Consider the following 20749-nt stretch of genomic DNA (forward strand, 5'->3'; position numbering starts at 1 on the left):
TTACATTTTACCAGTTAAAGCATTATAAATCATAGAAACAGCCAAGAAGAAAATAACAACACTAAATAGCAGTCTTAAATTTCTTACATTTGCTTTAGGTAGTATTTTAGAGCCAAAGAATGCACCCAAAAGGACACCCACAACAATAGGCATAGCTAATCCCGGATCGATATATCCTCGTTGAAAGTAGATCACAGCACTGGCAGCAGCTGTAACACCAACCATGAAATTACTGGTTGTTGTAGATACCTTGAAAGGAATTTTCATTGCCGTATCCATAGCCAATACCTTCAGTGATCCTGAGCCAATACCAAGCAGCCCTGATAAAACACCCGCAACCGTCATCAATGAATACCCTCCGATTACATTATGAACATTATATTTTTCTACCTTCCCATCTTTGGTTGGGTAAGAACCATTTAGTTTCAACTTCTCTCCCAATTTATCGCCCGGAGCAGAGTAATCGATGCCATCTTCTTTCTTTGACACAGAACGTATCGCAGAAAAAATAAGAACAACCCCCAAAATTATAGCGATATACATCTTATCAAGATACATAGCTACAATTGCACCTGCAACAGCTCCCGTCGTTGTTGCTATTTCGAGAAACATACCAATGCGCACGTTGGTTATCCCTTCTTTTATATATGCCGCTGCCGCTCCTGAAGATGTGGCAATAGATGTAACCAATGCAGCTCCTACTGCATATCTGATATCTACACCAAATCCAAGGGTTAAGATAGGGATTACAATCACACCTCCTCCTAAACCTGTAAGCGAACCTATAAATCCGGCAAAACATGCCCCGATAAATAAAACCAGGGAAAATATCTCTAAATTAAAATCCATATTATTTTGTTTTGACGCCGTAAAGGTAATCTTTTTAGAAAAGATACAACGAAACACAGCTTCAAATACTATTAAATATAATGAAGATGCAGCACATCTATTCTATATTTATTAACAAAACATTCTGCATATACTAGTTGTTTTAATTACAGTCACTAAATAATAATACAATATGAAACATTTAATTTTAACAACTCTATTCAGTATAATTTCTACAGTTATGATAGCGCAAGTATCCTTATATGATTTTAAAGTGAAAGATATTGACGGTAAAGATTTTGATCTTTCAAGCCTAAAAGGTAAAAAGGTTTTGGTGGTAAATGTTGCGTCTAAATGTGGGCTTACTCCTCAATATAACAAGTTACAAGATCTTTACGAAAAATATAAAGACAAAAACTTTGTCGTAATAGGTTTTCCGGCTAATAATTTTAATGGTCAAGAGCCCGGTACAAATGAAGAAATAAAAACATTCTGTACACTAAATTATAATGTATCGTTCCCTATGATGAGCAAAATAGACGTAGTAGGCGACAAAAAAGCACCACTCTACAAATGGCTGACAGAAAAATCACAGAACGGGAAAATGGATGCAGAGGTACAATGGAATTTTCAGAAATTTATGATTGATGAGAATGGTCAACTTGTAGATTTTGTCGCTCCACGAGAAGATCCTTTTTGTGATAAAATCATAAATTGGATAGAAAAGTAATTTTTATTGATATAAACATACAAAAGTCCCATTTATCTTACGACAAATGGGACTTTCATGCTATTAGTATAGGAGAATATTGATTAACACTCTCCTATTTTATCTTTATAGACTTGTATGCATTAAAGATTGTTTCTTCTTTTTGAAGTCGTAACTCCTCTATAAGCGAAATAAATAACTAACGCAAATAGAATTATAGGAAGTGTAATATCCCCTATCGGAGCTGCTTCTCCTACTTGACCCGGGTCTGTTACTTCACCTCCTTGTCCGGGCAAGTCCGGATCTGTCCCCCAGTCTGTAAGAGCTCTTGTACCACCTACTTTATTTAGTGTTGTAGCCATCGAAGAATTATCTGTCCTGCTTGCAATTGATAAATTCTCAATCTTTGATAAGGTTACGGCAGAAGGAGACTTGCTGGATATTACTTGCGCATCCATCGCATCCGTCTCTGCAGCATTTATTGAAATCGTTGGTATAGAGAGCCCAAAGCATGTTATCAAAAACACAAATATCACTAGTTTTGTTTTCATTTGTTATATTTTTCGTACGTCTGTGTTCTAAAAAGCTAGTTGTGTAAGTTCACAACTTTTGTTGTAAAAGTTCTGTTTCCTGCTATTTTTACTATGTATGTTCCTAAGTTTAATGTTTTAGAATATTCCATTGATGGATAGTCATTTTTACCTACTCTGGTTTTTCCCATCAATCGTCCTTGCATATCATAAATCAACACATCGCTATTCACATCTTTCTCATTCAAGCCGGAAATATGCAATACCGGTTCATTGTAATAGCAGGTTATTTCGGTAGTTTCGTCTTCTAGAATATCTTTAGTTTCGAAAAAGCGTAATATAAATCGATTTTCATCTACACTTTTCAGATCAGACGGCCCTGAAGAATAATTGTAAGATGTGCCAGGTGTCAATTTCACTGTTTTATTATTCTGGTAACGGTCTATCAACCAAACATCCTGAACAGATGTAACATTCTCCAAGTTATAAAAATTCAAAGACATTGTCTGTTGCGTAGCCGGAGGAGTTACATACAATGCTAACTCTTTAATATTTAGCGGAACTACATTCCCTAACATATTTACACCGTCACTCGATTTTGTGTAGATAAAAGTAGAACCTTCTTCAGGATATATCTTATCACTTTCATCTGGTACAGTAATCGACTTAGAGAAATTCTTCGGCGTATCCAGATTATCATCACTTGTCATTTTTGCGTTATCACGCAGTACGATTGCAGTTCTATCTGCCGCCTTATCCGCAGAGCTGGCAACTTCAACCACAAAGAAGTCTGATAATAGATTCGAAGTAGCACCACTTTTCAAATATCTTGTTGTTCCAAATGTTCTTAAAGCAGGGCTTAGAGAAATATCAAAGCTTTTGTTAGCCTGTACAATAAACATTTGCATAGGGGCAATTAAGAATTGTAGAGGATCTACAATATTCCTGCCTGTAACAGCCGGATCTACCGGTCCACCTGTTACAGTAACTCCATCTGTACTAATATAATCATAGCTAACCTGCATATGATATAGCTTGTCACTATTGTCATATCTGATCAACCCATTATTTACAATCCAATATTTAGACCTCAACACATTTTTTGTAGTTTCATTTTTAACAGATGTATTTACATCTTGCCCAAAGTATTGCGACACATCCAAAACGTCGGCACTTAAATCTGTGCCAAGTGAAGTTCCTTTGATATCATATCCTAATAACGGATTCAAACTGATTGGCGCCATGAAGGGGTTCCCTAAGAAGTTAAGTCCTTGCTCTAGAGTCACCGTTACAGCATCCGTTTTAAACTTTTCAGTTTCGAGCAATTCGATCCTATCTCTTCCAAAATCAGGCCAATCTCCCAAACCCTTCCAACCTCCTGATTTTGTACCTGCCAAATCCGGTGAAAAGCGAGCAAAGCCCATTAAATAATCAGTAGATTCTGGATTAGGAACTCCACCAGTAATTGTATTACCACTTATTTTAGTGAAGTGATATCTCATCAGTCGGCGATTGAATTCAAAACCTCCTCTTGCTCTATTGGCAGATTTGACATTCAAAGCAGCCCATCTGTCATCAACATTCTTACTTCCGTAATCCGTCACATCCATACTCATAAAGTACCCGTATCCGGCTTTCATCTTGTATAGAGGATCAAGGATAGTTCCTTGATTAGAAGTCAGACTATTTTTGTTTGGTTTCATAAATACATGATAAAACAAATAGTCTGTACCCATTTCTTCAAATGGTGGAGTAAACCCTGTCAAGTAATTCCATACTTTCCCGTTTACTGTCTTACGGAGTGTATTAGCTCCGGTAGCAGCCTCATGAGTCGAAGAATTTATAGCTCCATCATCCTCACTGGTACCATTATATTTGTAATATGTTAAATTTACCTGACTATATCCGGGAAGGTCTGAACCGGTATCACTTACGATAAGTGCCTGCCCCAGATTCATTTTTTGCGTAATCGTAGCATCATAGCCTCCCTCTACAACAAATCTATTACCTCCCAAAACATTAGAACCATTGAGTGGTGATAATAATTTATTCACGACAACGGCAGCAGATGTATCAACAGCCACAAACCCTACCAATCGAGGATCAGCAGCATTAATATCTGTTACTGTTTTATCAACATGCAACGTCGGGAAAGCTATATAATTGTATTTTTTTTGAGAACCTTTGTTAGCTAAAAGACTTGGAGACCTTTTAATCGTTTGTTTATTATCCTTACCAACAAAAGCTACCACACCGCTGCTCGTATTGGGGTCTTTAAACAGATGCGCATACTCACCGCCAACATCAGCACCATTACCTTGAACTCCGGGATCTTTTCCATTAATAAAATCCCCGGTCAACTCTGTACGGCCATTCTGAATTATGCCTGAACCATCAGCAAACTCAGCAGAACCTTTAACATACAAAGTTGTTGACTTAGACTGCGTTCCATCAGTCTCACTTCCGTACTTAACGTACATTTTACCCTTCGAGTAAAACACGACATCTGGCGAAGTAGATTGCCCTTTTATAAGTAAAGGCAAGAAGAGTAGTACAACTAATCCTAATCGAAATTTCATTATTGTAGTTTTAATAAAGTCAGTAATAGTCTAATAAAAGTCTGTAATGGTCAAGCAGTTATACTCGATCCTAGCTTTAGGAAAAGCTATATTGTAATAATGTAAAAATTCTTATTCCCGAGCAAAGATAATCCTTTTTTCTTTAAATAAAAACTTTGGCTATATTTTTTTAAGAATTACATACACAATCTTTTACATTTGAAAAAACAGAATAAATGACAAAAAAAATCACAAATGGCAATCTCTTAACAAATCATTTACGGTTTTTACAGGATTGAAAGTTTCGACCGGAACTTCAACAAATATTGTGTTCCAATCAGACATCGCACCATTCCATAAGCCGGGAAGTTCTAAAGCTTTAAGTTCCTTTCCGCTTTTTGATTTGATTGATATAAATCCGGTATTATAGTCTACATAGTCTTTCAGATTGAAATGATTACCTCTGTAGTCTTTAATCCCACAAACTAAATCAACAGGATTGAAGTGAGTCCCTTTTTTAAACATCTCCTGTTTCGCAGGATCGGACATATCAATTTGCGAGCTTTCCAAGATTTGAGGAGAGATCGTTCCATCTGAATTTACGGCTAGAAAAGGGCCACCTCCCGGTTCTCCCACATTTTTCACCATACCACAGACACGACAAGGGCGATCGAGTTTTCTTTTCAGATAAAGCACAAGCTCTGCATCTTCGAGTAATTTTGTATCCGGATTTTTTATATTTAATTCTTTTTGTAGAAAATAAAGAATTTCTATTAGTTGATCATGTGTATATTTCCCGCTATCGAGAAGTTTTAAATAATCAAATATTTTTCTCTGAGTATCAACCAATACGCCCGCTAGTATCTTTTTATATTTGGTTTCTGTCTGCTTATATTTATCGGGGACAGTATTATCTATATTTTTTATAAAAACGATATCCGCATTTAAGTCGTTCAGATTTTCTATCAGTGCGCCATGTCCTCCCGGACGAAATAATAACTTTCCATTTTCCCTAAACGGCTCATTATCGGCATCCACCGCAATTGTATCTGTACTCGTTTTTTGTTCGCTAAACGTAACGTCATATTTCACATGAAGTTCGTTTTCAAACTTTTGTTTTTTTGTCTTTATCAGGTCGTCAAACAATATTCTATGCTCAGGGGATACTGTAAAGTGAATATTCACTTCTTCTTTATCATTCTTTGCATAAAGATACCCCTCCATCAAATGCTCTTCGACCGGAGTACGGGATGTATCACTATATTTATGAAACTTAAGAAGTCCCTTTGGCAGATTTCCGTAGTTAAGCCCTTTTGGCTTCAGCAAATTCTCAACAATCGATTTATATTTTCCTTCCGAAAGCAAAGCTGCAAGCGGTTGCCCTTCATTTTTCAGACACATGGCATCCAGATCGTTATAAAACGCAAACTTCTCTATCTCTCCAAAAAATTTCTTTTCAAAGCCTGAAGTCGGTACGGAATAAGGCGCATCTAAAAACTCGAACAAGTCTTTGAACATCCTACTTGCTGCTCCCGAGGCAGGAACAAATTTAACAATTTGTTTTCCCGATGAAGCTTTGTACTCATCCCAGTCGGCCAGATATTCTTTTTCCTGTTCAGGAGATATCACCTTAATACCTTTTTCTACTGACGCTGCAGCGGCAATACCCAAGAAAGGAAATCCTTGTTTAAAGTTATCCAATTGTTTGTTCAGTTGATCTTCGGTAATACCTTTTTCTGCGAGATGGTTTTTATCTGATTCGGTTATCATAGCATAGTGTGTTATATACGTCTTATATGCAAAACTAGGAAAAATATTGGTAACTTACTTCAATTGTTTAGAAAATTCCCATATTACCATCCCGGCAGCCACCGAAACATTAAGGGAATGCTTTGTTCCATATTGAGGGATTTCAACACAACAGTCGCAACGGCTCACAACATCCTGCTGCACACCCTTTACCTCATTTCCTAAAACGACCGCATATTTCTTTGCAGAATCCAGTTGCAATTCATCCAGCATTATGCTATTTTGAGCTTGCTCCACAGCACAAAGGGTGTAGCCATTTTTCTTCAGCTCTTCTACAGCCTGATCTGTATCTGAGTAATATGCCCATGCAACCGAATTTTCAGCTCCCAAGGCTGTTTTATGAATCTCCACATTGGGTGGAGTTGCGGTAATTCCGCATAGATAAACAGCCTCAACAAGAAATGCATCCGAAGTGCGAAACACAGATCCGATATTATTAAGACTTCTTACATTATCCAATACAATGATAAGCGGAATTTTAGGTTCAGACTTAAACTCTTCGACCGAAAGCCTATTCAACTCTGTTATTTTTTTTACTCTCATTCGCTTAATCTATTAAAACAACACTGGCACAATCCAACTGAGCACCCATCGGTGGATTTCGTTTCGAAAGCTTAATTTCCACACGTTCGATTTTTTTATACTTCTGCTTCAGGCATCGAACGATCCGATATGCAACATGCTCTAATAACTTGGACGGAATTTGCATTTGCTCCTTCACATCATTGTATATATCTGCATAGCTGACCGTATCTTCCAACGAATCGGATTGAGCAGCATCTGTTAGGTTTACTTCTAATTTCAGATTGATCACAAACTCATTCCCAACCGTGGTTTCATGAGGCTGTACGCCGTGATAAGCATAAAAAACAACATTCTCAAGCAAAATAAAACTTTTCATAAAGAGTCAAAATAAAACGGCACAAAGCTAAGTTTTTTATCTATATTTGTTCGTTATTGAGTTTACAAAGATATAAAACCTTGTGAAAACAGAGAATGAAAATTATGAGTAAATCAAGAGAAACAACACCTTACACAACATCCGGCACACACAACATTTTAGCGTCGGGCACACAACTAAAAGGAGATATATCTTCGGAGGAAGATTTCCGTATCGACGGCGCAATAGAAGGTAATATTCAGTGTCGTGGTAAAATTATCGTAGGTCAGAGCGGCTGCGTTATCGGCAATATAAATTGTTCGAATATAGACTTATTCGGCAAAGTAAAAGGAAACATTATATGTTCCGAAAATATTGTTCTGAAGGCGAGTTCCCTTCTTACCGGCGAGATTAAAACACGTACGATTGAGATAGAGCCCGGAGCCAATTTTGAAGGAACCTGTTCGATGTTAAATAATAGCGCAACTGGATCTTTGGATGAGTAAGATAATACCAAAACAATATAGTTATGAATATAAATAAAAGACTTGCGGCACTACGCGAATTTATGGGAGAAAAAGGCTTACATGCTTTTATCATCCCCAGCACCGACTCCCATCTAAGTGAATACCCGGCTTCGCACTGGGCTTCGCGCGAATGGATCAGTGGATTCACAGGGTCGGCCGGAACAGTTGTAGTCACTCGCGAAAAAGCAGGGCTGTGGACAGACTCCCGCTATTTTCTGCAAGGGGCAAAAGAACTGGAAGGAGCTGATATCGAATTATTCAAAGAAGGACTTCCTTCTACCCCAAGTATAGAAGAGTGGCTAACCACCGAACTGGGAAAAGGAGAATACGTTGGTATAGATGGCACTGTGTATGCAGCTAAAGAAGCCATGAACCTTACCCACAAATTAAACATGAAAGGATTGCACCTGATCAGTGATTACGATCCGTTCAGCAAAATATGGAACGACAGACCCGAAATACCTACGAATACAATCTTCGTACTACCTGAAAAATATGCGGGCGAAGCGGCACATAAAAAAATAGCACGTATTTGCGATGCTGTAGAGAAAAATGGAGCAGAATCTTTGCTTGTGGCATCATTAGATACAATTGCCTGGATTTTCAATATCAGAGGTAACGACGTAAAGTGCAACCCTGTAGCTGTTAGTTACGCCTATGTTTCGAAAGAAGAAACAGTATTGTTTATCAATCCTAAAAAACTAACATCGGAAATTTCCGATTACTTGAAAGCAGAAGGGGTTACAATTGCCGAATACGATAAAGTATTTGATTATGTATCGAAACTAAAGACACCTGTTTGTTTGGATGCGAACAAAGTAACTTTCAAGCTATATAATACGATACCCGACGGATGCCGCATCATCGATATGCCATCTCCGGCAGACCTGATGAAGAGTATCAAAAACGATACAGAGGTTCAAGGTATCCGCAATGCAATGGAACGCGATGGTGTTGCATTGGTACACTTCTTTATGTGGCTCGAAAAAGCAGTACCCGGAGGAAATGTGACGGAAATTATGATACCCGAAAAACTGGTGGAATACAGAAGTCAACAGAAAAACTTTGTAGGAGAAAGCTTTGATACAATCTCGGGCTATGGTCCGAACGGGGCAATCGTTCACTATCATGTAAGCAATGAAAGCTCACTACCGGTTAAACCCGAAGGTTTGCTGCTTGTAGACTCCGGTGCTCAGTATTTCGACGGCACAACTGATATAACCCGTACACTGGCAGTAGGTCCGCTTACCGACCAGATGAAAAAGGACTACACCATGGTACTGAAAGGACATATCAATCTGGCAACAGCTATATATCCTCAAGGTACAAGAGGAAGCCAGTTAGATATCTTGGCTCGTAAGGCGTTGTGGGATGAAGGACTAAACTACCTGCACGGAACAGGGCATGGTATCGGACATTTCCTCAATGTACACGAAGGTCCTCAAAATATCAGAATGAATGAAAACCCCACAACTCTGCAACCGGGAATGGTAACATCCAATGAACCGGGACTGTACAGAGCAGGACAATATGGTATCCGTATCGAAAACCTCATTCGTACGAAGCATGAAATGACTACCGAATTCGGAGATTTCTATTCTTTCGAAACGCTGACTCTTTGCCCTATAGATACGACACCTATAGTAAAAGAAATGTTGACAGAGAAAGAAATCATCTGGCTTAACGAATATCACAAATTTGTATATGATCGTCTTTCTCCACTATTGACTGAAGACGAAAAACAATGGTTAAAAGAAAAAACTCATGAGATTTAAAATAACTGTTATATTATTGAGCCTCCTTTTCACGTTTGAGATGGAGGCTCAAACTATTAAAAGTCCCGACAATAAGTTCAACTTAGAAGTGACTTATCCGGGACAGAGTGGAAAGAAACTTTATCTGGGACAATATTGGCGGGGCGGGACATACGCAAAAGACTCCGTTGTACTTTCTGCGGCAGGTAAAGGTGTATTTACAGCGAAAGAAAAGTATCCCGAAGGACAATATTTTCTTTACATAGCACCTGACTTCAGAACAGACATGCTCTTTGGTAGCGAACAGAGCAAAATGCAGATAACAATCAACAAGGATAATTTCTTAAAAAGCACTGTAACAGGAAACGATGACACGCGCCTACTGTGGAGCTACCTCAACAAGGTAGCAGAGAATGATGCTTTGAGAGAGACACTCGAAGATCAGCTATCGGCATCAGATCTTACTCCGCAAAAAAGAGCCGGCATAGAAAAGGAAATAGCAACCGAAGAGCAAATAGCGCAGACCTATGTAAACAATCTTATCAAAGAAAATAAGACGAATTGGTTTGGAACTTTCCTAAAGGGTATGACTCCGATCACGTTACCTTACACCGACCCTAAGAATGATAAAGAGTTTGCAGAAAACAACAAGTACGGAAAAGTACATTATTTTGATAATATAAACCTTACCGACCCTCGTCTGTGGCGAACAAATTATCTGACCAGCTATATAGAATCATATATGACTCAGTGGGTAAATCCTACGCCCGATTCTTTAGCGATAGCAGCAACTAAGCTTGTGAGCAGAACAAAAGAGAATGAAGTGTGTTTTAAAGAAATGTTGTCTTATCTGATAAATACAACCACTTCGAGCGACAGAATGGGCGATGAGAATATCTGGGCAAAGCTTTGCGAAGATTACGTCTTCGGCAAAAACCTGGCGTGGATAGATAGTGCTCAGGTGTCGGGATTGCAGTATATGTATGAGCATATCAAAAACAATCGCATAGGCATGAGAGCCCGCAATATAAAACTGACAACAATAGACGGTAAGACAATTGAGACAAACGACATAAAAGCCGAATACCTGATATTGTATTTCTATGGTCACGACTGTAATCACTGTATAGAAGAAACACCTCGCATATACAATGAGGTATATACCAAATACAAAGACAAAGGATTGCAGGTAGTAGCCATCGACATAAAGGGAAGCGACAAAAAAGAATGGGATAAGTTTGTAAAGAATAATAAGATGACCGGCTGGATCAACGCCGCCGACCCGAATAATATATCACAATACTGGTTGAACTATGACACATCATACATTCCGTCGGTGTTTGTGTTGGATAAAAACAAAAAAATAGTTGCAAAGAAAATAGATTCTAAAGGACTGGAACAGTTCTTCGATTATTATACAAAATAAAAGATAATGGCATTAATAAAAGAAGTCAGAGGGTTTACACCTGAGATTGGAGAAAATACATACATGGCCGAAAACGCTACAATTATCGGCGATGTGGTAATAGGTAAAGATTGTAGCATTTGGTTTAACACCGTATTGCGTGGCGACGTAAACTCTATACGCATCGGAAACAGGGTAAACATACAAGATGGCAGTGTGTTGCACACATTGTACCAAAAGTCTGTAGTAGAAATAGGCGACGATGTATCCATTGGTCATAACGTGGTGGTGCATGGTGCAAAAATAGAAAACGGTGCACTGATAGGTATGGGAGCTATTGTTCTCGATCATGCAGTGATAGGCGAAGGTGCGATCATTGCAGCAGGATCGGTGGTACTGAGCGGCACACAGGTAGAGCCGGGAAGTATCTATGCAGGTGTACCTGCCAAGTTTGTAAAAAAAGTAGATTCGGAACAAGCAAAAGAAATGAACCAGAAAATAGCGAAAAATTACCTGATGTACTCGGGCTGGTTTAAAGAAGAATAAAACCGATTAAGGAAAATACTTATAATTAAATATGGGCAGAGGAATTTCACACCCTGAGAGATACGCTACATGAAGCAATCAATCAGCCGGAAAATGAAATTCCTCTGCCTAAAATAAAATACAAACAAAATTCACTAAGTATAGATAAAAGGAATCGTGCGGTAAGATTAGACTTTTAAGATCATAAAAGGAAAACGAGCACGCCTCCCCCAGACTATTTAAACTAAAACAATAATATGAGCTTAATAGAAGATCTTAAATGGCGACATGCATGTAAAGGAATGAATGGAGCCAAAGTTCCACAAGATGTAGTAGAAAGAATACTTGAAGCAATCAACCTCACCCCTACCTCTCTGGGGATGCAGGCATTCAAGGTATTTGTTATAGAAAACAAAGAGCTAAAAGAAAAGATATACAATGAAGCATGCGAGCAACAGCCAATTATAGGATGTTCGCACCTATTGGTATTTGCTTCATATACACAAATTACAGAAAAGTACCTTGACGACTATTTCGATTTGATAAACAAAAAACGGAATCCGAGCAAAGAGTGGTGCGATAAATATAGAAAAAAGATAGAATTCTTTATTGAGAAAAATGGCAGTAATCTAAAGAACTGGCTTTCTCAACAAACTTATATCGCACTGGGAGTGGCGTGTACAGTTGCAGCCAACGAACGCATTGAGACACTTCCTATCGAGGGTTTTAACAGGGATGCATTGAACCGTATCCTCGACTTACCAACACAGAACCTTTCTGCAACATTTATTCTTCCGCTGGGATACAAAGATCAAAACCTCGACTGGCTACAGAATCAACCGAAAGTAAGAAAAGACCTTAGCGACCTGATTGCAGTCATCAAATAATTTTCTGTGGGAATAATTATCTTTTTATATACAGATACTAAACAAAAAGCGGTGAAATAAGGTTACAAATAGAAACAGGGTAAAAACTGTCACTTTTGTCACTTTTTACATTATTGGAAATGACAGAAAAGAAATATAGTAATCTGGTTAATGTTATCATAGGAATATTATTGATAATACTAAATATATGCTGGATATATTTCCAACTCAGATTACTATATAATTATAACTTTGGCAATATCCTCTATCTTTACAAGATACCGGAATGGATACTGGTCTTGAACACAATTTGCGGACTGATCGGAGTTTTACTTGCAGTCAGGCTAATCAAAGACAAGATAAGCGCATGGACAGTAATACCCGCCAACTTCGGGCTTTTCTGCATCTGCATTTTGATTGAAAGTTTCCTAGCATAATAGAACTATAAATTAAATAGTTATGAAAAAAGAAATTCTGAAAAGGATAATTGCAAAACCCGGAGAAAAGCATAAAGTATCCAACTTCAAAACTGATTACACCGCCGGATTATCAAAACAGAAAGGGGAAAAGCTTCTTGAAGAAAGTATAGATAAACTGTCGAAACTGCAAGATAAGCTTTATGCACAAGACCGCTATTCTGTCCTGATCATATTTCAGGCAATGGATGCTGCGGGAAAAGATGGCACAATCAAGCATGTGATGTCGGGTATCAACCCGCAAGGTTGTCAGGTATTTGCCTTTAAGCAACCATCGGCAGAGGAACTCGACCACGACTATCTGTGGCGCATCTACAAATGCTTACCCGAGCGCGGAAGAATCGGTATATTCAACAGGTCGCATTACGAAGATGTACTCGTAGCAAAGGTTCATCCGGCGATTGTATTAAACGGAAAATTACCCAATATCACAAAGACGGAAGATATCGATGATAAGTTTTGGGAAAAACGTTACAGGCAGATAAACGACTTTGAAAGGCATCTGACTGAAAATGGAACAATCGTATTGAAGTTCTTTCTCAATGTTTCGCACGATGAGCAGGAGAAACGCTTTCTTGCCAGACTGAATGATGAGTCTAAAAATTGGAAATTTTCGGCAGCAGACCTCAAAGAGCGTGCATACTGGGACAACTATATGGAGGCATACTCAGATATGCTGACACATACATCGACCGACGAAGCTCCTTGGCACGTTATCCCTGCAGACAACAAGTGGTTTATGCGCTATATCATTGGTCAAATCATCAGTGACAGAATAGAGGAACTAGACCTTCACTATCCCGAACTGACGGACGAAGCCAAGATAGGGATAGAGAATGCGAAGAAATCCATGTCAAAAACGCAGGAAGAAAAACCTAAGATAAAGAAGGAAAAGAAAGACAAGAAAAAATAAAAAAAGAAGGCAGCGCTGATTATCTCAACGCTGCTTTTATTTCGGTAATCATTTTAAAATTAGATAATTACAACCACTTCTGTCGTCTAAAATAAAAGAGAATAACAGCAACAGCAGCTATCATCAGTCCGATAGAAAATTCGTAGCCATATTTCCATTCCAGTTCGGGCATCTCTCCAAAGTTCATCCCATAAATACTTGCAATAAGTGTAGGCGGCATAAATATAACGGAGATCACGGTAAACATTTTGATGATCTTATTTTGCTCGATATTAACAAACCCGAGGAATGTATCTTGTAAGTAATCGAGCCTGTCGAAGCTAAAGCGGATATGTTCGAGTAGTGAGTTTATGTCCTTTATCAGAATCGTAATTCTGGCATGCAACTCTCTTGGCATCAGTTCACTTTTGAGCATACTCGATACAGCCCGCTGCTTGTCGATGATATTCTCCCTGAGCATCATGGTCTTTTCCTGCAAGTCTTTGATTTCCATCAAAAGCTCTTCGTCTGCCTCTTTTATACTGATGCTATTAGACAATGAAGTAATCTGCTGGGTCATGCGTTCGATCATGTCGGCATCGAGCTCTACCCGTGTCTCCAAAATAGCGACAAACACATGATAACCGGTAGGATACATCTTAGGATTAGCGGAGATTTTCTTTATTGTCTCGTGGAAAGACGATAAATCCTCGCTGCGGACGGTGATAAGAATATTGTTCTTTATGATAAAAGAAACCGGTTCTCTCTCGAAAGTTCCAAGTAAGAAGTTGGAATTCACAACCAATGAGTCTGCCGTCTCCATATAACGGGACGACATCTCGATCTCTACCATCTCCTCTTCTTCCTGGATATATATTTTCAGATAATCTTCTAACTCGCTTTCTATCTCCTCATCTACATTATTAAGGTCGATCCATAGAAAATCCTTAATAGGGGTGGCTTTCAAAAATTCAATGCTACGGCTCATTCGTATGACATTGTCTTTGTGATAGAATAATTTTACTTCTGACATGAGCTATTCTTTTTTAAGTGTTAGGACTTCCTTTACTTCTCACTACTTCTCCCGGGCAGAAAAGCTGAGACTATATTTGTCAACTTTTCGAAATCTGCAACCGAGAGGCGCTCGGGTCGTTCGTCAAAGATAGGGTCGGCATACGCTTCGCAATCTTTTCCTAACAGAGGCTTCATAGAGTTTCTAAGGGTCTTTCGACGCTGATTAAATCCTGTTTTCACAACAGTTTTAAACAATCTTTCATCACAGTCCAGATGCTCCCTCTTATTGCGAACCAGCTTAACCACGGCGGATTTTACCCTCGGCGGAGGGTCGAATACCTTTTCGCTCACCGTAAATAGATATTCTATATCGTACCATGCTTGTAGCAGAACGCTTAATATGCCGTATGTCTTGCCTCCCGGCTTAGCGGCTATACGTTCGGCAACTTCTTTCTGGAGCATTCCTGAGCAACACGGAACTTTGTCTTTATACTCAAGAACTTTAAAAAATATCTGGGACGAAATATTATAAGGATAATTTCCTATCACACAGAATTTGTCAGGATAAATAGCCGACAAATCAAGAGTAAGAAAATCGCCTTCTACTATACGCCCATGCAAAGCAGGATAATGCTCGTTAAGATATGGCACAGAATCGCGGTCGAGCTCAACAACGGTTAAGTCTTTCTCCTTTTCGATAAGAAATTGAGTCAGCACACCCATTCCCGGACCAACCTCAATTACCGGCACATCGGTAAAATCGTCCAATGTATCGGCAATCCGACGTGCAATATCCAGATCTTTGAGAAAGTGCTGTCCTAAGAATTTCTTCGGCTTAACTGCCCCCATACTTATAATTATCATTATATTTGCAGCGGCAAAGGTAGTATTTATTACTGAAAATCGTTCGTATTAAAAGACCTTTATTCTGAAACCGCTACATTTAAATTTGGGGAATGGAAGAAACAGATGAAGTTGTAACACAAAAGAAAAGCTCTTTATTAAACAATCTTATAAAAGTCGTATTACCCCTAGGATTAGGAATTGCGATCATATATTATCTTATCAGTAAAATTGACCCAAGTCAACTTTGGGAAATATTGAAAGATGCCAATTGGGGGATACTGTTATTCTCTCTATTATTCGGACTTCTAGGAAATACCATCAGAGGATACCGTTGGGCTCTTTTTATTACTCCATTGGGTTACTCTCCCAAAATATCGAACCTCAATTATGCAATCTATGGCGGTTATGCCGTTAACTTTGCTTTGCCACGTGCGGGCGAGATATGGAGATGCGGTGTAATAGCCAAGGAAGACAACATCCCTTTCTCCAAATTATTCGGAACGATGATTCTCGATCGGATATTTGACACAATTACCGTTGCTATAATATCTTTGGTGGCCTTTTTGTTCAACATGCAATTCTTTTTGACGCAACTAGAACAAAACCAAACAACGTTCAATACTATATCCGGTATATTTAAATCCCCTTTATTGTATTTAGCTATCGGCGCTGCAATAATAACCACATACATTGTCTTTAGGTTTTTCAAAGAAAATGTTATTGTACGTAAGATAAAAGGATTCCTATCAAGTATAGCAAGTGACTTGAAAGCAATTTGGAAAATGAATACCAAAGGGCGTGTATTCTTATATACGATAGGCATCTGGGGTTCTTATTTTTGTTATTTCTACATTACATTCTTCGCTTTCGATTTTACAGCCGACTTGGGAATCACCGCCGGACTCATCGCTTTTGCCTTGAGTAGTATAAGTATGGGAGTACCATCTAACGGAGGACTAGGTCCTTGGCAAATAGCAGTAATAGCATCGTTAAGCCTGTATGGGGTAGACAAACTACACGCAACGGCATTTGCTACAGGCGTGTTTGCTGTGCAATCTATCTGGGTGATTATTTGCGGGCTGTTCGGCATTGCCATGCTGGCTTTGAAAAAGCAAAAGAAATAATTCTTCCATCATTTCCACATCTACACTTTTATATTTTAGATTTATCTAATAATATGAGAGCTTTGTACTTTCGTTCCATAGAGAAGCAATCCCCGGTAAATTAAAGAAGAAAAGGTTACAATAAAACACATGTAAAAAAGTGTCACTTTTGTCACCTTTTGAATAAAAAAGCACGAAAAGAATAAGAATAACAAAAAGTTATAAAAAAGAGTTTACCGTCTACTCTTTTCATTATATATGTAAAAGACTTCATCGAAAATTCTTATCTTTGTTACTATTCGTAATTTTAAAACATAACATATTATGTCTAAAGAAATACTTAAACTAAAACCGCAACAGTTGTGGAAACACTTCTACGACCTGACCCAGATTCCTCGCCCTACAGGACAGATGAAGGAGGTGACAAAATTTGTCATTGATTTCGGCAAATCATTGGGACTAGAAGTAAAACAGGACAAAACAGGAAACATTGTTATTACCAAGCCTGCCACCAAAGGAATGGAAAAAGCTCCGGTAGTGATACTTCAGTCGCACTTGGACATGGTTCCTCAGAAGAACTCGAATGTAAAGCATGACTTCACAAAAGACCCTATAGAAACTCAAATAGATGGCAGTCGAGTAAAGGCTAAATCTACCACATTGGGAGCAGACAACGGAATCGGAGCTGCCGCCATGATGGCTGTCCTCGAAGACAGGACACTGAAACATGGAAAAATAGAAGCCTTATTTACAGTAGACGAAGAGGTAGGTATGGTTGGTGCAAGTGGATTGAAGAAAGGATTTCTTTCAGGAAACGTATTGCTGAATCTGGATACCGAAGAGATCGGCGAGCTATGCGTAGGTTGCGCCGGAGGTGCAGACGTTAATGCCGATTGGGAATTTAAAGATGCAGAAGTACCAGCAGGTGATATTGCTTATAAAATATCGCTTACAGGCCTTAGAGGAGGTCACTCGGGAACTGAAATACACATGGGAAGAGCAAATGCCAACAAGCTTATGTTTTACTTCCTCAAAGAAGCAGTAAGCAATTATGAGGTGCGTTTGTCTGCCATCGATGGCGGTTCACTAAGAAATGCGATCCCTCGTGAAGCTGTAGCTATCGTTACTCTACCCGAAGAAGATGAGAAGGACTTCCTAAAACTGGTAAAAGAGTACGAAAAGATATTTAAAGAAGAATATAAAGCTGTAGAAGCAAACCTTTCATTCAAAGCAGCAAAAACTGAATTACCGAAAACGCTTATCCCAGAGGAAATACAAGACAGCGTTATCAATGCTGTTATTGGTTGCCAAAATGGAGTAATCAGTATGCTAACTGACTTTGAAGGTATTGTAGAAACTTCTACAAACTTAGCCTCTGTTAAGTCTGAAGCAGGTCGTATTTCTGCGAAAATGCTTGCTCGTAGCTCTTCCGAAACACGCAAAGATGAAATTTGCTCAAGTCTCGAAAGTGTATTTGCCCTTGCAGGCGCAAAAGTATCTATCGAAAATGGTTATCCGGGATGGCAGCCGAATGCTCAATCGGATACGCTAAATATGATGGCTAAGCTATACAAAGATATGTATAACGAAGACGCGCATGTAGTAGTGGTGCATGCAGGATTAGAATGTGGTATCATTTTGGGTAGTACACCGGGATTAGACATTGTATCGTTTGGCCCTACTATTTTAAATGCACACTCTCCTGATGAGTTTGTAGAAATAGACACAGTAAGCAAATTCTATGATTATCTGGTTAAAACCCTAGAGAACATAAAATAAAAGAAGAAACGGCGGGAAATTCAAAAATACCCGCCGTTTTACTTTTCTAATCTATCGTTTCTATATCAATCAAAAGGTATTATTCCTCCATCCGTCAGGTCTGCTAATGACACTTTAAATGTTGTAGACGTTGCAGCCTTGCCTAATGCTCCTCTGAAAGTTATACGTTTACCTCCTTCGATATCCCCTTTGTATATCTCCCTTTCGCCTAGAACAGTATCACCGGTAGTAATCTGCTTTACAAATACCAGCTTCACAGTAACATCTTTACCTGCTGTTGCATGCCTATCTGTAATTATTTTGTGTTCTCTAAATTTATCAACATTAGTATTACATAGGTCACCCCATCCCCAAGATGCTTCTGAGCTACGAGTAGGAATACCTTCTGCTATAGATATTCCGGAATAAAAAGGAGTGATCACACAGCCAATTGTAGTTGTACCTTCGGGCAAAGAACATGTATTGGCATCGGTCACTTCAACGGTCACCTCAGACCACATCGGCTGTAAAGTTACCTGTATTGGCACATCCGAGTTATTCGCAGCTACCGAGAAGTCAACCTTTTCGTAATATATATATCTACTACCCATATTCCCCATTATCCATGTAGGAGGATTCTCAAAATAGTCGGTATAGAAATTATTACCCTTTACATCAATTGCTCCTTCTGTTGGAGGAGAGCTCATACCTCCGGTCGGATAAGAGATAAAAGCAATATAGTAGTTACCTTCAGGGAGTTCCTCGGTTAGCTGCCCAACCATTTCTTTAAACTTCCACCCTTTCACTCCTTTGCCACTTTCTTTCTCGTAAATGATATAAAAGAGTTGATTGTTATAGGTGTCAGCTTTCAATGATTTAACATCTACACTAAAGTTAGATACATCAAACGTAACCTTATAGGTTTTACTTGTTGTGGGTACTTCTTCCGAGTCATTGCTACAAGACGCAAACAGAATAGTTGCGCATAGAAAAAATAGTAGTTTTTTCATTACGATAATAGTTTTGTTAAGTTTATATCTATCATTATTAAATACAATAATAATGATGCGTAAAGATATACAATATAATTTATTTTAGATAATTTATAAAAGAAAAGAGAGCAAGACAATACGCCTTACTCTCTATAGCTTTTAAATTATATTTTCTTATTTGATGCCTTTCACTTTTTCTCGGGCTTCTGCTTATACTTAGACAATATAGCCAATATTTCGTCAAAAACATTTCCGAAAATAGAAACGCCCGAAGCTCCGTTTTCCAAAGCATATTTTATTCCGGCTTCGATTTCTTCATTGTTTTTGAAGTCGGGTATATACAATCCGGCATAGAGAGGGAAACGACCATCTATACCTCTCAATCCCTGTTTAACGGCATCACCGATCCATGGTATATCCTCTTTATAGAAACCATGATAGATCATCGGGTAAACAGCATCCAAAGGCCAGTTTGTCCAATCCTGTCTTACCAAACGCTTCGCTACGTCCGGAGTCGGAAATACGGCAGCAGTAAGTGGCTTATGATGGGCTTTTGCCACATCTCCAATCTTATTCACAATTGCGGTTACAGCGTCGTATCTGAAAGATTTCCACGAGAGGTTTTCCTGAGGATACTGAATACTGTCTATGTCTTTATGATATTTTTCTTTAAACTTAGCCTTACATACATCGCAATAGCAAAAGTCATATTCGGGCAATTCTTGTGTTTGAACAATACCATAAACGTCCCACAGATTAACAGCCAATATCACATCACTGAAACGAACATAATCCATGTGGATGCCATCAACATAATCTTTAGACAATGCATTCTCTACCTCTTTAGTCAGAAACTCCGCAACCTCGGGACGAGAAGGACACATCCACCTGTAATAATCTACATACGGCGGATGATCGGCACACGATTCACCTTTTCTGTTTACAGCAGCCCATCCAGGGTGAGCCTTCAACGCATCTCCCCTATTCATTATCCACATCCAACGGTGAGCTTCCAATCCCTGAGCTTTTGCCACCCTATAATGCTTCTCACTATCGGCTTCGAAGAAAATACCCGCAATACCCGCATCATGATATTTTTTATACCTCACGGCTAGTTCCTCTTCCGTATCAGAATCCTGAGGGTTAATCCACACCCAATGTTTGTAAGTATTTTCGGCCTGCTTATTACCAATATTGCTTGTACAATTCGAGAACAAAAAAGGCAATAGGAATAAGGTCAACCAGTAAATTTTAAAATGGTTTCGCATAGTTTTTTA

Annotated in this window: 20 protein-coding genes; 10 read left to right on the forward strand and 10 right to left on the reverse strand. The window is 38.7% G+C overall.

The genetic code is table 11. The features are described 5' to 3' along the window. The gene (locus tag QOX35_RS10185) at positions 1 to 849 is read right to left on the reverse strand and encodes a sulfite exporter TauE/SafE family protein (RefSeq protein ID WP_135103670.1); all 849 of its coding nucleotides are present in this window, start codon (positions 847 to 849) and stop codon (positions 1 to 3) included. Between the two features lie 172 nt (positions 850 to 1021). On the opposite strand from QOX35_RS10185, the gene QOX35_RS10190 reads away from it, so the two are divergent. Further along, complete coding sequence (locus tag QOX35_RS10190) at positions 1022 to 1558, forward strand: glutathione peroxidase (protein ID WP_283686806.1); 537 nt, start codon at positions 1022 to 1024, stop codon at positions 1556 to 1558. Between the two features lie 122 nt (positions 1559 to 1680). Here QOX35_RS10190 and QOX35_RS10195 read toward each other — a convergent pair whose 3' ends face one another. The 5 genes from QOX35_RS10195 to folB form a co-directional block, all read right to left on the reverse strand. Next, positions 1681 to 2088 (reverse strand): hypothetical protein, encoded by a 408-nt coding sequence (locus tag QOX35_RS10195; RefSeq protein ID WP_283686807.1) that lies wholly within the window; start codon positions 2086 to 2088, stop codon positions 1681 to 1683. A 35-nt stretch (positions 2089 to 2123) separates the two neighbouring features. Next, positions 2124 to 4646 (reverse strand): T9SS type A sorting domain-containing protein, encoded by a 2523-nt coding sequence (locus tag QOX35_RS10200; protein ID WP_283686808.1) that lies wholly within the window; start codon positions 4644 to 4646, stop codon positions 2124 to 2126. A gap of 228 nt (positions 4647 to 4874) precedes the next feature. After that, on the reverse strand, positions 4875 to 6395 hold the full coding sequence (locus QOX35_RS10205; RefSeq protein WP_283686809.1) for a DUF4301 family protein: 1521 nt from the start codon (positions 6393 to 6395) through the stop codon (positions 4875 to 4877). A gap of 54 nt (positions 6396 to 6449) precedes the next feature. Then, complete coding sequence (locus QOX35_RS10210; RefSeq protein WP_283686810.1) at positions 6450 to 6977, reverse strand: RNA methyltransferase; 528 nt, start codon at positions 6975 to 6977, stop codon at positions 6450 to 6452. Between the two features lie 4 nt (positions 6978 to 6981). Next, positions 6982 to 7335, reverse strand: coding sequence for a dihydroneopterin aldolase (gene folB / locus QOX35_RS10215; RefSeq protein ID WP_283686811.1), 354 nt, complete (start codon positions 7333 to 7335; stop codon positions 6982 to 6984). A 104-nt stretch (positions 7336 to 7439) separates the two neighbouring features. On the opposite strand from folB, the gene QOX35_RS10220 reads away from it, so the two are divergent. The 7 genes from QOX35_RS10220 (at position 7440) to QOX35_RS10250 (ending at position 13780) form a co-directional block, all read left to right on the forward strand. Beyond that, positions 7440 to 7820, forward strand: coding sequence for a bactofilin family protein (locus QOX35_RS10220; protein WP_245530986.1), 381 nt, complete (start codon positions 7440 to 7442; stop codon positions 7818 to 7820). A gap of 23 nt (positions 7821 to 7843) precedes the next feature. Continuing rightward, positions 7844 to 9616 (forward strand): aminopeptidase P family protein, encoded by a 1773-nt coding sequence (locus QOX35_RS10225; protein ID WP_283686812.1) that lies wholly within the window; start codon positions 7844 to 7846, stop codon positions 9614 to 9616. Then, the gene (locus QOX35_RS10230; RefSeq protein WP_283686813.1) at positions 9606 to 11021 is read left to right on the forward strand and encodes a TlpA disulfide reductase family protein; all 1416 of its coding nucleotides are present in this window, start codon (positions 9606 to 9608) and stop codon (positions 11019 to 11021) included. Before QOX35_RS10225 ends, QOX35_RS10230 begins: the two co-directional genes overlap by 11 nt. A gap of 6 nt (positions 11022 to 11027) precedes the next feature. Next, positions 11028 to 11546, forward strand: a complete 519-nt coding sequence (locus QOX35_RS10235) for a gamma carbonic anhydrase family protein (protein ID WP_135103660.1) — start codon at positions 11028 to 11030, stop codon at positions 11544 to 11546. 236 nt (positions 11547 to 11782) lie between these two features. After that, positions 11783 to 12412, forward strand: coding sequence for a nitroreductase family protein (locus tag QOX35_RS10240; protein ID WP_283686814.1), 630 nt, complete (start codon positions 11783 to 11785; stop codon positions 12410 to 12412). A gap of 119 nt (positions 12413 to 12531) precedes the next feature. Then, entirely contained in the window at positions 12532 to 12828 is a 297-nt protein-coding gene (locus QOX35_RS10245; protein ID WP_252639231.1) for a hypothetical protein, read from the forward strand. Between the two features lie 22 nt (positions 12829 to 12850). Beyond that, positions 12851 to 13780 (forward strand): polyphosphate kinase 2 family protein, encoded by a 930-nt coding sequence (locus QOX35_RS10250; protein WP_283686815.1) that lies wholly within the window; start codon positions 12851 to 12853, stop codon positions 13778 to 13780. A 67-nt stretch (positions 13781 to 13847) separates the two neighbouring features. Here QOX35_RS10250 and corA read toward each other — a convergent pair whose 3' ends face one another. Beyond that, on the reverse strand, positions 13848 to 14792 hold the full coding sequence (gene corA, locus QOX35_RS10255) for a magnesium/cobalt transporter CorA (RefSeq protein WP_135103656.1): 945 nt from the start codon (positions 14790 to 14792) through the stop codon (positions 13848 to 13850). A 32-nt stretch (positions 14793 to 14824) separates the two neighbouring features. Next, positions 14825 to 15622, reverse strand: a complete 798-nt coding sequence (gene rsmA / locus QOX35_RS10260; protein WP_135104453.1) for a 16S rRNA (adenine(1518)-N(6)/adenine(1519)-N(6))-dimethyltransferase RsmA — start codon at positions 15620 to 15622, stop codon at positions 14825 to 14827. A gap of 107 nt (positions 15623 to 15729) precedes the next feature. On the opposite strand from rsmA, the gene QOX35_RS10265 reads away from it, so the two are divergent. Together QOX35_RS10265 and QOX35_RS10270 are read left to right on the forward strand one after the other, a co-directional pair. Next, a complete protein-coding gene (locus QOX35_RS10265; RefSeq protein WP_283686816.1) occupies positions 15730 to 16743 on the forward strand; it encodes a lysylphosphatidylglycerol synthase transmembrane domain-containing protein in 1014 nt (337 codons plus the stop codon). Between the two features lie 303 nt (positions 16744 to 17046). Further along, on the forward strand, positions 17047 to 18501 hold the full coding sequence (locus QOX35_RS10270; protein ID WP_283686817.1) for an aminoacyl-histidine dipeptidase: 1455 nt from the start codon (positions 17047 to 17049) through the stop codon (positions 18499 to 18501). Positions 18502 to 18566: 65 nt separating this feature from the next. Here QOX35_RS10270 and QOX35_RS10275 read toward each other — a convergent pair whose 3' ends face one another. Beyond that, on the reverse strand, positions 18567 to 19490 hold the full coding sequence (locus tag QOX35_RS10275; protein ID WP_283686818.1) for a hypothetical protein: 924 nt from the start codon (positions 19488 to 19490) through the stop codon (positions 18567 to 18569). 170 nt (positions 19491 to 19660) lie between these two features. Then, entirely contained in the window at positions 19661 to 20740 is a 1080-nt protein-coding gene (locus tag QOX35_RS10280; RefSeq protein ID WP_283686819.1) for a family 10 glycosylhydrolase, read from the reverse strand. Positions 20741 to 20749: the final 9 nt, after the last annotated feature.

The organism is Dysgonomonas sp. Marseille-Q5470 (genome assembly GCF_951230145.1).
Lineage (GTDB): Bacteria > Bacteroidota > Bacteroidia > Bacteroidales > Dysgonomonadaceae > Dysgonomonas.